At 51.0% G+C, this 14,319-nt stretch carries 9 protein-coding genes; 2 read left to right on the forward strand and 7 right to left on the reverse strand.

The genetic code is table 11. The features are described from left to right. Positions 1-202 precede the first annotated feature (202 nt). Both P8N76_03655 and P8N76_03660 read left to right on the forward strand, forming a co-directional pair. On the forward strand, positions 203-4,054 hold the full coding sequence (locus P8N76_03655; protein MDG2380746.1) for a PmoA family protein: 3,852 nt from the start codon (positions 203-205) through the stop codon (positions 4,052-4,054). A gap of 202 nt (positions 4,055-4,256) precedes the next feature. Beyond that, positions 4,257-4,601: a hypothetical protein gene (locus P8N76_03660; protein MDG2380747.1), complete on the forward strand. Its 345-nt coding sequence runs from the start codon at positions 4,257-4,259 to the stop codon at positions 4,599-4,601. Between the two features lie 144 nt (positions 4,602-4,745). On the opposite strand, the gene P8N76_03665 is transcribed toward P8N76_03660, so the two are convergent. From P8N76_03665 to P8N76_03695, 7 genes are all read right to left on the reverse strand, one after another. Beyond that, a complete protein-coding gene (locus P8N76_03665) occupies positions 4,746-6,152 on the reverse strand; it encodes an MFS transporter (protein MDG2380748.1) in 1,407 nt (468 codons plus the stop codon). 141 nt (positions 6,153-6,293) lie between these two features. Further along, entirely contained in the window at positions 6,294-8,792 is a 2,499-nt protein-coding gene (locus tag P8N76_03670) for a DNA gyrase subunit B (protein ID MDG2380749.1), read from the reverse strand. Between the two features lie 54 nt (positions 8,793-8,846). Next, on the reverse strand, positions 8,847-9,188 hold the full coding sequence (locus P8N76_03675) for a DUF721 domain-containing protein (protein ID MDG2380750.1): 342 nt from the start codon (positions 9,186-9,188) through the stop codon (positions 8,847-8,849). A 66-nt stretch (positions 9,189-9,254) separates the two neighbouring features. Then, positions 9,255-10,409: a DNA polymerase III subunit beta gene (gene dnaN, locus P8N76_03680; GenBank protein ID MDG2380751.1), complete on the reverse strand. Its 1,155-nt coding sequence runs from the start codon at positions 10,407-10,409 to the stop codon at positions 9,255-9,257. A gap of 337 nt (positions 10,410-10,746) precedes the next feature. Beyond that, complete coding sequence (locus P8N76_03685) at positions 10,747-11,835, reverse strand: DnaA/Hda family protein (GenBank protein ID MDG2380752.1); 1,089 nt, start codon at positions 11,833-11,835, stop codon at positions 10,747-10,749. A 209-nt stretch (positions 11,836-12,044) separates the two neighbouring features. Further along, a complete protein-coding gene (locus P8N76_03690) occupies positions 12,045-13,244 on the reverse strand; it encodes a cysteine desulfurase family protein (GenBank protein MDG2380753.1) in 1,200 nt (399 codons plus the stop codon). Further along, on the reverse strand, positions 13,241-13,981 hold the full coding sequence (locus P8N76_03695; GenBank protein ID MDG2380754.1) for a hypothetical protein: 741 nt from the start codon (positions 13,979-13,981) through the stop codon (positions 13,241-13,243). Before P8N76_03695 ends, P8N76_03690 begins: the two co-directional genes overlap by 4 nt. Positions 13,982-14,319 lie beyond the last annotated feature (338 nt).

Raw genomic sequence — 14,319 nt, forward strand, 5'->3', positions numbered from 1 at the left:
ACCCCTGTCGCGATCCGCTCGGAAGCTCCCTTGAGTCATGCAACAATTTCGCAACCGTTTTTCACCCATCCAGGGTTCCTTTCAACCCGATCAATTTTCTACCGTCTTCCTGAATAGGTGACGTATCAAGGCAAAGCAAATATAATCAAGGTCGAGGTATTTGCGATTCTCTCGACAATTTTATTTCTTGAAAGCAAGATCCATGAGTTTTATTGTTCAACGCCGTACTCTGCTTGCCTTGGTGATGGTTCTGTTTGGAGCGCTTGAGGCCTCGAGTAATCCGTTGCGAGTCGAGCACGACAAGGTAGCAGGAACCATTTCGGTTTTTCGAACCACGAGCGACGAACCCATTCTGACCCAAAATGCGAAGGTAGATTTCCGACCCTACATCCATCCGATTGTTGCTCCAGATGGTGATGGAGTGCTAACAGAATACAGTCCCGGTCACCACAAACATCAAACAGGATTGTATTGGGGATTTACCCGAGTCAACGGGCGTGATTTTTTCCATCATCCCGAAGGAACTCATTGGCGACGAGTCTCGGCTGAAGTGACCACGAAAGATGACCAAGCCACGCACGATGACGAAGCCACGCACGATGACGAAGTAGCATGGAAAACCGTTTACGAATTGCTAGACGACTCGGGCAACACGATGCTGACCGAGACACAACATTGGAGGATGCACGTGCACGATGACGAGTACGTGCTTGACTTGGAGTGGATTGGTGAAGCCAAAGTCGATATCACAATTGGAAAATACGACTATGGCGGACTCTTTCTTCGCATGCCATGGCGCGAGGGAATCGCCGCTGAAGTTGTGAATGCGGCTCGTCAGCGCAACACACGAGCTGAGGGTCAACGAGCTCCTTGGCTTGACGTCGGGATGCAAGTGGACGGACGAGAAGATCTCGCCCATATCGCAATCTTTGACCATTCCAAGAATCCCGGCTTCCCTCAACCTTGGCGAGTGGATGGTCAAATGGGAGTCGGACCGGTGAGAGCCAGGTTGGGTGATTGGAAAATCCCCCAAGGTGAAAAGGTAGTCATTCGGCATCAACTGATTGTCTTTACGGGTGAACTGAACGACCTGAGTTTGACCAACCAATGGGGTGAGTTTAGCGGACAACGGGGAACCTGGGCTTTGTGGAATATTGCCCAGAAGGAAGGACGCCAAGCCGAATTCTTGACTCCCGAGAAAGCCGTCGAGTCAATGAGTTTACAGGACGGCTTCGAGGTTAATGCCTATGCAGCCGAACCAATGATTACGCAGCCCATGGCGTTTTGCTGGGACGATCGAGGACGAATCTGGGTGGCTGAAAATCGCGACTATGAATCTCGTGGTCATGGATTCTCAAATTCAGGAGACAGCCGCATTCTCATTCTCGAAGATACCGACCATGATGGCGTCGCTGACAGTCGCAAGGTCTTTGCCGAAGGCATTCCATTTCCATCCGGCATCGCCGTCGGCTTTGACGGGTTGTGGTTAGGAGCGCCACCCAATTTGTTGTTTGTTCCGGATCGAAACAAAGATGACAAAGCCGACGCCGATGCGATTGAGGTTCGTCTGACCGGCTGGGGCATCCGAGACCGACACGAAACGCTCAATTCGCTGCACTGGGGACCCGACGGATGGCTGTATGGCTGTCAAGGGTTCGCAACACCTTCTCGTGTTGGTAAACCCGCGGGGGAAGGCAGATTGTTTCGAAAAGGCGAAGCATTTCCAAAACAGATCAAATTTCGCGACGAACCGGTGGACATCAACGGTGGAGTCTGGCGATATCATCCGACCAAAGATCGTTTCGAAGTTGTTGCACACGGCTTCAGCAATCCTTGGGGACTTGATTACGACGGCAAGGGTCAGCTATTCATTTCGGCCTGCGTCATCCCCCATCTCTGGCATGTTATTCCAGGTGGGATCTATCATCGTCAGGGCGGCAGCCATTTCAACCCGCACGTCTACAGTGACATTCGTACCATTGCGGATCACCGGCATCGGTCCGCTCACGGTGGTGCGCGCGTTTATCTGTCCGATGCGTTTCCGCAAAAATATAAGAATCGCATCTTCATGGCCAACATTCACGAGCACGCCGTGTTGACCGATATTCTCGAGCCGAAAGGATCTGGATTCATTGGACGTCATGGGGACGATTTCTTGCTTGCCAATAACGCTCAATGGATTGGGTTTAGCGTAGAGATCGGTCCAGAAGGGGCTGTGTACATCTTAGATTGGCACGATGCTGATATTTGTGGAAAAGAGGTTCTGCACAAAGAAACAGGCCGGATCTTTCGCATCTCGGCTACTGATTCTAAAGCGAAGCCGTGGAAAGGACGTTACTCCAATCTGGCATTACTCGAAGATGCGGAACTGGTGAAACTTCAATTGAGCGAGAGTGCTTGGCACGCTCGTCGTGCGCGATTAATCCTTCAACAACGAGCTGAAGAGCGACAGCTCAAGTCCGCAACTCACCAACAGCTTCGAACAATCCTCGAAGAAGAAACTTTTACCGACCATCGATTACGCGTACTTTGGGCTCTTCATGTCACGGGCGGCATCTCGCATGACGATCTCCTTCACTTGCTCAGCGATCCGGACGCTCATGTCCGAGCGTGGTCCATTCAACTGTTGTGTGAGGATCTTGATCCGCCAGCCGAAGCGCTGGATCGCTTTGCCAATATGGCTCGTGAGGACGAATCGGCAGTGGTCCGGCTCTATTTGGCCGCCGCCCTTCAACGCTTGCCACACGAACAACGCTGGCCCATTGCAGCCCAACTGGTAACGCATGCGAAAGACATCAACGATCACAACATTCCCAAAATGATTTGGTTTGCGGTCGAGCCGATGGTGGCTGAAAACCCCACAAAAGGGCTGCGGCTAGCAACTCGTAGTCAGATACCCGTCATCACGAGATTCATCGCGCGACGTCTGGGCCATGCGGACGAATTTCAACCAGTTGTCGCCACTGTCGAAGCGCAACCCGCAATTCAACATCTTTTGCTTTTGGGACTTCGCGACGCACTTGAAGGTCGATTCGACGTGACGCCGCCAAACAACTGGAATCGTGTGCGACAAACGCTTGCTCGTAACAGCGATGCGGCTCGTGTCGCCACGGAACTCTCCCAGCATTTTGGCAACGCGACAGCAGTCAAAGAAATGCTAACAGTTGTCCAGAATTCTGATGCCGATCTAGCCGATCGCCAACGTGCACTCACGAATCTCGCAGCTCAGCAAGAGCCCGAACTGGAAGCGGTGTTGTTCCAGTTGATGAATGATGATGATCTAAGGGCGCACGCGATTCGAGCGATGGCTTCCTACGACAACAAGCGTATGTCTGAGCTGTTGTTGAAGCGTTACGCAACGCTTTCGACAGATGAAAAACTGGAGGTTGTGCACACATTGGCCGCCCGTCCGAGTTACGGCTGGCAACTGACACAAGCTCTCAAACGTGGTGATGTCCCAAGGCGGGATGTCCCGGCATACGTCGCTCGACTGTTGCAACGAGTCGTCGGGAACGGTTTCCTCGAAGTCTGGGGACCGATCGACGGTATCTCGGCCGATACCAAAGCTGCATTTGCGAAATACCGTGAGCTGTTGACGGAGGAAGCCCTTCAGGCCGCGCGTCCCGGTCACGGACGACTTGTGTTTCGACGAACTTGCGCCGCATGTCACAAACTTTATGACGACGGAGGGCAGATCGGCCCTGATATCACCGGCGCCAATCGGACCAATCTCGAATACATCCTGGGCAACGTGTTGACTCCCAGCGCTATCATTCAAGACGCATACAAGATGCATCTAATTCTCACCGACGAAGGCCGAGTCTTTTCTGGAATTCCCGCCGATGAAGACGAACGACAACTAAGATTACGAGTAGCTAATCAAGATCAGCCGGTCGTGATACCAAAATCACAGATCGAATCGCGAGAAATTGCGCCCGTGTCGATGATGCCCGACGGACTTCTGAATACACTTTCGGAAAGAGAAGTCCTGGACTTGGTCGCCTATCTCAAATCGCTCAAACAGGTGCCGCTTCCCGAAACGGATGCCAAATGACGCGCGCCGCTCACATGAGGGTTGGTCCCATCTTGCGGCCTGTCCGGGGCAAATGTTGATCGTTGGCATCACGATCATCGCAGATTTCAGCTTTCCAAATTGCTCATGCTAGAATGAAGCATTGAGTGATGCATTCGTGTGTTGTCCGACACAAAGCTGAGTACCTTGAACAAAACAAATCCGACTGGAAAGAGACGCCACCATGAGACGTTCCTGCTTGCTGCTGCTCGGCGGTCTGCTGCTGACAACTTCTTCAATGCTGAAGGCGCAGGACGAAAAAGGTAAGGAGCCCAAAGAGGCGGCAATTCAAGAAGTTGTTCAAGAGGTCAGTCCGCAACTTCGAAATCAAGTCGCTGACCTGCTGTCGAAAGAAGTTGATCGGATCACCGCACAATTGGAAGCAGAACGACAAGAGCTTGAGGAGCTCCGAACACGACTAAAAGCTCGTGAGAAAAAAGTAAAGCGTTCCGAACTCGCATTGGAGTTTCTGAACAATCGTCTCAAACAATGGCGTCCGGAGAACGACGGAGCTGCTAACAACCAGTAGGTGTTGTTGTCGCTAAGCTACCGGAACCGTCTTTTGATCCTTCAATCTAACCTGGGACATCAGCTGGCTCTGACAATTACAGAATCGTCAGCACTGTCTGTTAGATCCTGTTGGCACTTGCCTTTCTACTGTCCACCAGGTCAATCATTCCCCAGCAGTGGACAGGATGGGATCCTCCCCGGTCTGGCTGGTTAAGAGCGTGTCATCTTTTAGAACGGCCGAAACTTGCTTACGAATCGCTCGAGGTCTCGGTCGAACACCCGTCTTTTTCTGTCGAAAACTGATCGCGAAGATCACGGTGACTGTGGCGAGAAAGACCGCTACTGACAAAAACATCGTTGGATAGGCGGGCCAACCGAACAACTTGGCAAAGTGCACGATCGAACCAACAACGGGCTGACCAACCAAACTGCCAAGGTCGAACATCGTCAGCATCAAGGTGGTCGCCAAGCCACGATAGCGGATTGGAAAAGAAAGACTACCGCCTGTCATTGCAGCCGGAAAGACAAACGCATGGGCCAAACCGCCCAAACTGGCCGGAATCATCAACGACCAGACATCCCGAACCAAAAGGTAAGAAACCATACTACTGGTTAAAAAGAAAAGGCCAAGTAATATCGAACGTTTCACTCCCCACCGATCGGGCCAATGACGACAGAGGATTCGTGCGATGAAAGCGACCGCCGCATAGACCAAAAAGTAGCTCTGAATCTGATCGATTTTGAATTCATCTGCAAAAGTGCGCACGAATGAGAATGGTATTCCAATCCCAACACCCATCGCAATTCCAACGATCAAAATCATACCCGGATGATAACGGCGGATAATTGGCAACAGCGGCAAACGACGACTGACGACCGGACGTGCAACGCCCGCGCGATTCGCCAGCAAGGCCAAGACAAAAGCAAGGCCACTCATCGCAGTTGCACAGATAAACATTCTGTGGACATGAAGTTGTGGGCTACCGGACAATGAAAACAGCCAGTCTGCCACAACGGGGCCTAAGGCAATTCCAACAAATCCCGATGATCCCAGAGCTCCAATCATCTCTCCGGTACGATGGTGAGGTGCTCGTGAAGAGATAAAGGTAATTGATGATCCGAACGCTCCTGCCAAACTTGTCGTGTAAAGAATTCGTGCCAGGTACACGCCGGGAAAGGTGAGCGATTCGACCCAGGTATGAGCATACGTGCTGAGGCAAACCAAGGCGACAGACACCATCCAAATGTTGCCTGCGCCATAACGGTCAATACCGACTCCTTGAAATACGCGCATCAAGATCGCACCCAGCATCCCAATGCCCACAATCCATCCTAATTCGTATTCATCGCCGCCAAGATAGGTGACGAAATCGGCATAGCGGAAGAGTGCACTCACCCCAACCATCAGGGCGGTGTTCGCTGCATAGGCCAACCAGAAGCAGAGCCCAAAGGGTTGCGTGCCTTGCTCGTCTGACAAAGTGATGCTCTTTTGGAAAGGCGTTACCGACCCGCCGGCAGTCGAACCCAACCGTCCAATACAACGGCTGGACTCACCCGTTTGTGATCCCATCGGTTGGGATTTTCGCTGCGGTTTGCTTGCTCCGAACCAATCTCGACTGATTCGTCACCAAAACACGCTCTTTTTGGACTGACTCTATTTCCGCTTTTGAGGTTCACTTTCGGCGAGCGAGCGTGATCACCCGATCAAACACTAAACATCCAGATTACGAACGTCCAACGCATGTTTTTCAATGAATTCGCGTCGAGGTTCGACCTTGTCTCCCATCAAAACGCGGAACATTTCATCCGCTGCTCCCGCATCCTGCATCGTCACCTTCAACAACGTCCGATTCTCTGGATCGAGCGTTGTCTCGCGTAATTCCTCGGCGTTCATTTCGCCAAGACCTTTAAACCGGGTGATTTGTAAGCCTTTTTCACCTGCAGCTCGCACGGCAAGTAACAGACCTCGGAGATCTTCCAGAGGAATCTCGTTTTCGCCCCGACGCAGCACATAGCGCGGATCCTCGATTCCGGTTCGATCCTGTGGAATCAGTGATTGGATGTCGAATCCGTGTTTCGCTAAATCGGCAAGGCCGTTGTTGATAGTGCGAACTTCATGAAATTCTGTAATCTGAAGCTTCGTGCTTTGGTCTTCCAAGGATTCATCGTTTTCATCCGTCGATGAATCATCCACGGTTAACTCGTTACCTGTTTCTTGTTCTGTCTTGGCAACCAGTTCCTCCAATTGTTTACGACTGTTCAGCCAGTACTCATGGTAGCCAACAAACACATGGTAGACCGGCATCTTTCCGGACTCAAAATCCATGCGCTCAGCATGCGTTTTCAACGCGATACCGCGGCGTTCCAAGACAACAAGTGATTCCTCCATCGCTGCAAGAATCTGGCAAAGCTTAGCCATGCTTTCACCATCGATTAGGTTGCCGTCACCGGCATCCAAGACAGAATCACCCAAGCCTTTTTCAAGCAGCTGGGTCTTCATCTCATCGTCCGTCTGCACGTAATACGTATGCTTCTTTTGTTTCACTCGAAACAGAGGTGGCTGAGCAACATAGACGTGACCTTTGGACACCAATTCGTACATTTGCCGATAAAAAAAGCAGAGCAAGAGCGTACGAATGTGCGATCCATCCACATCGGCATCTGTCATGATAATAATTTTGTTGTACCGGCGTTTTGAAATATCCTGTTCGGATCCGATGCCGGCACCGATCGCTTGGATCATGCTGCGCACTTCTTCATTGGCCAAGACCTTATCTTCACGCGACTTATACGCATTGATGATCTTACCTCGGAGCGGAAGAATTGCCTGATACTGCCGCAATCGACCTCCTTCTGCACTGCCGCCGGCCGAATCACCTTCCACCAGATAAAGTTCACAGCGTTCCATATCTTTGCTGATACAGTCACGCAGTTTGCCTGGCAGGCCACCACCGGAGAGGGCCCCTTTTCGTTCTCGTAAGAGAGCTTTTGCTTTGCGGGCCGCTTCACGTGCTTCGGCGGCCAACATTCCTTTTCTGATGATTATCTTTGCGGAACGCGGCGTTTCTTCAAAGTACTTGGCAAGGAATTCACCTACAGACGAATTTACAATTCCTTCCACCTCACTGTTGCCCAACTTGGTCTTGGTTTGACCTTCGAATTGCGGGTGCGGGACACGCATCGAAATGACCGCCGTTAAGCCTTCCCGAAAGTCGTCTCCAGACGGTGTCACATCTTTAAATAGATTTTCCTTCCTTCCGTACGTGTTCAAGGAACGCGTCAAAGCAGAGCGAAAGCCTGACACGTGGGTTCCACCTTCGTGGGTGTGGATATTGTTGACGTAGGTGTGCATATTTTCGGTGAATTCACTGGAATACTGCAAGGCAATCTCGTATCCAACTCCTTCCGATTCACCTTCCAAATAGATCACATCACTGTGAATCGGCTCACTCGCTCGATTCAAATGCTCAACAAAATCGAGAATTCCCCGCTCATAATGAAACTCTTCACCTTCGTTGTTACGGTGATCTTGGTAAATGATCCTCACACCCCGGTTCAAGAAGGCTAGTTCCTGGAGTCGTTTGAAGAGCGTGTCGTAGGCAAATTTGGTAGTCTGAAAAATCTGGGTGTCGGGTTTGAACGTGGTCTTCGTACCTTCTTTTTTGGTTGCCCCCACACGATTGACTGGGCCCTGTGGAATTCCACGTTGGTACTCTTGCTGATAGACATGCCCTTCGCGATAAACTTCGACCTCGCACCATTCAGAGAGAAAATTAACCACGGTGACGCCCACACCGTGCAGACCACCGGAAGTTTGGTAGGCACCTTTCTCGAACTTTCCACCGAATTTCAGGACCGTCATGACCCCTTCAACAGTCGATACCTCTCGGCCCGCCTCTTCCGACAATTGTTCATGCCGATCGACTGGAATACCTCGACCGTCGTCTTCAACCGTCACAGATCCATCCGTGTTGATGGTCACTTGCACGCTGGACGCGAAACCTGCCATGGCTTCATCGATGGAATTGTCAACAACCTCGTAGACTAGGTGATGCAAACCTCGACCGGTTGTGTCACCAATGTACATACTGGGTCGCTCGCGCACGTGCTCCAGATCAGACAAATGCTGGAGATCTTCTGAAGTGTATTCGCTATTTCCAGCGTGCAAACTTTTTGGCTCGTTGTCTTCTGGTTTTTCTAAATCGTTCATAAGAACCTTGAAATAATTTTGTGGTTAAACTTCCATGTGCGGTCCGTGACAACGTCAGTGGATAGAACCCACGACAAAACGTAGATCACGAATTTTTTGATCGGGCATCCTTTCCGAGAGCGCTTTGGTCAAACGTCGCTTTTGAAATGTCAATTCTTGGACGACGGCCGAATTGGTAGCGATCACTTCCAGCACTCCCCGGCGCACTTGGCCGGGTCGACTGTGCTGGCTAAGTTGACCTGCGATCTCCTGCCAAACCTCCGAATAATCTTCCTGTGCCAATAGACGGTTGTAGCCACGCCGCGCCATCAGTTGAGGCAGCACATCCGCCAATTTTCGCGCATCCCGTTTACGCGGTTCCGACTTCTTGGAATTGTAGCGCTTTGACCCCGTCATCGTTGGCCTTGTTAAGTCAATTCTTAAACATTCGGAACCTGTGAGATTCCGATCAATAAACTTCAGTTACTGGGCGGTTCCCGCCGTTTCAGCCGTAGCGGCTTGCGGCCGGTCACGCGCCAATGGCATCACGACGTAGCCATATCCATCATCCGTTTCAAACAGTGCGGCGCTATCGGTATCGAGAATATTGAGCGTAAAGATTTTTTCCTGATCAAGCACCTTGAGGAAGTCGGTGACAAATCGATGATCAAGACAGAGTGTGATTTCTTCACCATCATAGGGAATTGGTAATTCAACATGCGATTCGCCCACATCAGCGGTCAAACCACATAGCACAAGCGAACCCTTTCCAAACGTAAAGTCGATACCACGACTATCTACACTCGTAACGATAGCTGCCTGACGTAACGCCGAATGCATGGGTCCCACTGAAATTTCGATGTGTGCCGCTTCGGGCCGCTGTGGAAGCACATCGCGCCAACGTGGAAAGCGACCTTCCACCAAGCGAGAAGTGATCGTAACAGTCGGGCTTTTGACCAGAAAGTCATTTCCCCGTGATGCGATCCGTATTTCCGCATCGCCATCGGACAACGCTCGTTCGATGAGTTGCATGGAGCGAGAAGGCACAATCGTCATCGCATCGCCTGTTGCGTGCCCATCAACCGACACGGCTGGACCTTCCATTTTGGCCAAACGACGGCCGTCCGTCCCCACTGCAATGATGCGGTCGTTTTGCATCTCGAGTAAGACACCTCCCAGCGCGTAACGACTGCTTTCAGTGTCCGTGGCAAAAAGCGTTCGACGAATCAATTCCCTCATCAGACGAGCCGGTACCTCGTGATATTTGGTTTCTCCAAATTCCGGCACATTGGGGAATTCTGCAGGATTTCCTGCTGCCAATTTGAATTTACTCCGGTCACCCGAGACAACAACCCCCTGCTCGTCTGCTTCGATCCGCAATGTCGCATCGCTTGATTCACTCAATATTGATTTGAATTGAGCGACTGATAACAGAGCACTTCCGGGAACTTCGACCTCTAATTCGGCAATATCAATTCGAATACCGACCTCCAGATCGGTTGCCATTAACACGGCCGCGTTGTCAGCTGCTTCGATCTTGACATTTTGAAGAATCGGCTTGGGACTTCTGGACGGAGCCACGCCGGCTGCGACTTGAAACGCAGAAAGCAATTTGTCTCGTTCGCATTTGATTTTCATTGCATTCCCTTTTGGCTTACACACGCGGTGAATCGTTCCGGTGACTCTATTTCTAATAGTTATTTAAAAATTCAGTCGTAGTAGTAACAGTCGCGATAGCTACCGTCGATAGTTGAAGGTTGTTATCGATAACTAGTTCTAGGGTACCGACTTTGGTTTACAACTGAGTCTTAATTGCTGGTGGATAACCTGTCTGTTCTCGGTTGGGTTCTGTTGATTGGTTAGCGATTTGTCGTCATTTGAAACGGTGGAACCTGAACTTCGGGATTCAAGTTTGTAATCGACAATATTCACGACAGTAGATCGACAACTTTCCCACACTCCTGTTCCGTTGTTGTCATGCCGCGTGAGGCGACAAGGCTCGTTCTAGTTCATGAACTGCGCTTCGCGTGGTCGAGTCAGAATCGATCATCCGTTGCACTTTTCTACACGCATGCATCACGGTTGAATGATCTCGTTGCTGAAACAGCTGACCAATTTGTTGGTAGCTCAAGGGCGTAAGTTCTCGGATCAGAAACATCGCAACGCTTCGAGCGAGAGCATCCATTTTTCGACGAGATGCTCCGGTCACATTGGTGACTTTCAAACCGAAGTGTCGAGCCGTTGCTCGGATGATCTTTCTTGGATCCAAGGGATCGATGTCGGAATCCAATAATTTTTCGATCTGCGAAAACTCAACTGGACAAGACGGATCAATGTTTGAAGTGATAATCTGATTGACCAGTCCAATGAGTTGTGGAATGGACGTCTGGGTGCGATTGGCGAGGTGTTCCTGAACTTCGATGCCTAGTTTCAAGTTTCGTTGTTGGCACAATCGCATCAGCAGTTCTTTGCGAGTATCTGCGGACGGTAGTTGCAAGGGAACGCAGACGCCGTGAGACAGTCGACTTTCAAGTCGGGCTGATAACTTCAGCGCGTGAAGTGGTTGCGAGGCGGCGAAAACAGTTGGCCGTTCAAACCGATGTCGATGGTCGATGATGTTTGATAGAGTATGTTGGGTTTTGGGACTATCACGCAGTTCATTTAAGTTGTCAATCAGCAAGAGACCGGGTCGGCAATAGCGTTGTTGAAATTGTGAAACGTCGTCCAGCTTTATCGCTTCCAGGTAACTGTGTACAAATTCACTCGCCGACAAAAGTGTCACCTGTTCCTGATCGTTTTGCCGCGACCAGGTCGCCGCTAACGCGTGAAGCAGTTGTGTTTTGCCGTAGCCGGCCGGAGCGGTGATGAGGAGCGGATGATATTGGATCGCTAACGAGGGCGCGTTGTTTTCGAAGGTTAGTCCGATACCATTTTTGATCAACGCATTTTCCGGACCTAATAGAAATTCGCGCAGCAGCGCACCAGATTCAGCCGACGCCTTGGAGCGACGACTTGTCACTTTGGAGACTGGCTCCAACGATAACGTGGCAATTCCGACAGTCACCTTGCCTCCGTGAAGGAATCCGTTGTGCTCATCAGAATGCGTTTGAACTCTTCTGCAAAGCTTCCATTTGCTTGTTCAAACGCCGTCGGTTATTCGCTCAAAGCCTGAGCGGATGGGGTCCGAGGTCAACGAACCAATCGACGTCTTTCCATCTGCGAGTTTTCAACCTTCCGGTAGGGAACAAAAAAGACCCTTGCTGAACCTCCGAATTATACCGATTCTGGTCGTATTTCGCGAGGCTCAGAGCGTGAATTTGCGGCTGTTTCTGATTGCCTTAAATGTTTGATAGTCTTGAGGATACGAACAGCAGCCTCCTCAATCTCCTCCGGCTGCGTGGTGGCGCCCAGGCTAAGTCGAAGGGAGCTCTCGATTCGCTCAGGATCGAGCCCCATGGCCAGCAAGACGGGGGAAGGTTCGCTCGAGCCACTGGCACAGGCCGATCCGGTGGAACAGGCCACGCCTGCCAAATCCAACGCCATGAGAATTGCCTGCCGATCCAGGCCGCAAAATGAGATATTCAGCGTATGTGGCAGCCGCGGATCCGTGCCGTTAACCACTGCGGTTGAATCCTCACAAAGGGCCGATTCTAGCCGTTTTCGACCCGATTCCATCCGCTCGTGTCGCTCCGATGACTCCGCAGCCCAAAAACGGAGTGCCGCCAGCATTCCCACCACCAGCGCTACCGGTTCCGTGCCGGGTCGCATCCCAAGTTGTTGGGATCCGCCAAATAAGATCGGCCGTAATTGACTCCCATTTCGTACCAACAGACCGCCAATGCCGGCGGGACCATGGAATTTGTGAGCTGCGACACTGAGGCTGTCGACACCCAGTTCTCGAAACTTAATCGGAGTTTTGCCGGCAACTTGAACCGCATCCGTGTGAACCGGAACGCCATGGGCTCGGCAACGTTCGACGACTTCCCCGATGGGCTGGATGACTCCAGTTTCATTGTTTGCCAACATCACACTTACCAGACGGGCTGGCTGACCGTTTTGGAGTAACTCTTCCAGATGAGTTAGACAAATCGAACCGCTTTGCAGCGCTTTCAACCAATCAATCTGCCATCCGCGTTGTGCTAATTCACCTGCCGCAGCAATCGTACTGGGATGCTCAATGGAAGAGATGATCATGCGTCCAGGTTCGCCCTGTGCTCGACCTAAAATCCCCAAATTATTGGCTTCCGTACCACCACTGGTAATTACGAACTGATCAGCCGCCGAAGATATTTCCCCGCCTAGCAGAGTTGCAATCGCCTCTCGTGCATCGTCCAAGGTCAATCGAGCTGCTCGGCCCGCACGGTGTTGGCTGCCCGCGTTCGCTCCGATTCGAGCGTAACAATCCTGCATGGCGGCAACGACGCGCGGATCAATCGGGGTCGTTGCATTGTGATCAAGGTAGATAGATTTCATTCTTCTATCGCGGTTGTTGCTCTCGTTTTTTCGATAAATTGCTGCGCCTGAGACTGCTTTTCGATCAGTCCTTTGTTTGCTGGTTCCAACTCGACTGCGACCGAATAGAGCTCGTTTGCCCGTTGGTGATCGCCGATCGAAGCATAGTCATCTCCGGCCGCAGTGAGATTTGCCACCATCACCGAATCGATCTTAAGTTGGAATTGATCTGAATTCGGAGAATCAACGGCTACTCCAAAAAGATCCGGGATCATGAAGTAAGCTTTTAACTCGGCCGCACGATGGACTGCCGCCCAAAAGGGTTTGAATTTCTGATTATTTTCGGCCGATTTGGTCCAAGTGAGCCAAACAAGGTTGCCTTTGGCATCTGTGGTATCGAGATAGTTACTGAGAATCCACGCATCCCCCTCCGATACGACTGATCCCGTTGTCACGAGGACCGAATCCCAACGACGGGCTGTTTTTGAGGAACTCACAATTTTTTTCAGTTTTAAATGTTCCTCCAAATTATTGCTGGAATCGGAACGAAAAACGGGCGTGATTTGGAGTTCCAAAAAGGGAATTTGATAGAAGTAGAAATTGCGTCGCCGGAATCCATCCGGGGCGAACTCACTTCCCGCAACTTGACCGAAGGTCAGAATCACAAAGAAGAAAAAACCAGCCATCAGTATCAGACTGACGATGAGGAGAAAAAGACGTTGAAGAGGTGATTTTTTGGGAGTCGTTGCAGAATTCATTGGAAAGCTTCAGGCCGGGATACACATAAAAGGCCCTCTTATTCTATCGCTTGCGAGCTTTCAATATGAGGTGGAAAGTTCCATCTCCGCACGAGTAGCTTGCCAATTTAGTCGCTAAAACCGTGTTTTTTGCAGAATTTCTGCCGATCATGACCGAGAAGGCAGCCCCTTGGTCGGAGCGACTGATTCGCTCAGAAACAATCGGCGTGGTTCTCTGGCTCGGTTGATCGGTCGCGGAAACGGAGTCGTTTAGCGACGAAACCGTTTGACAGCTAACGCGAAACGGCGTTTGATGCCCGAAAAAATTCTGTCCCAACGGTCTATTCCAGACGACCGCC

It is taken from the genome of Pirellulaceae bacterium, from assembly GCA_029243025.1.
Classification (GTDB): Bacteria; Planctomycetota; Planctomycetia; order Pirellulales; family Pirellulaceae.

Bases quoted from the DNA above. Each gene is read 5' to 3' on its own strand.
- P8N76_03695 (MDG2380754.1), bottom strand. From the start codon at position 13,981: ATGAATTCTGCAACGACTCCCAAAAAATCACCTCTTCAACGTCTTTTT.
- P8N76_03665 (MDG2380748.1), bottom strand. From the start codon at position 6,152: ATGGGATCACAAACGGGTGAGTCCAGCCGTTGTATTGGACGGTTGGGT.
- dnaN (MDG2380751.1), bottom strand. From the start codon at position 10,409: ATGAAAATCAAATGCGAACGAGACAAATTGCTTTCTGCGTTTCAAGTC.
- P8N76_03670 (MDG2380749.1), bottom strand. From the start codon at position 8,792: ATGAACGATTTAGAAAAACCAGAAGACAACGAGCCAAAAAGTTTGCAC.
- P8N76_03675 (MDG2380750.1), bottom strand. From the start codon at position 9,188: ATGACGGGGTCAAAGCGCTACAATTCCAAGAAGTCGGAACCGCGTAAA.
- P8N76_03690 (MDG2380753.1), bottom strand. From the start codon at position 13,244: ATGAAATCTATCTACCTTGATCACAATGCAACGACCCCGATTGATCCG.
- P8N76_03660 (MDG2380747.1), top strand. From the start codon at position 4,257: ATGAGACGTTCCTGCTTGCTGCTGCTCGGCGGTCTGCTGCTGACAACT.
- P8N76_03655 (MDG2380746.1), top strand. From the start codon at position 203: ATGAGTTTTATTGTTCAACGCCGTACTCTGCTTGCCTTGGTGATGGTT.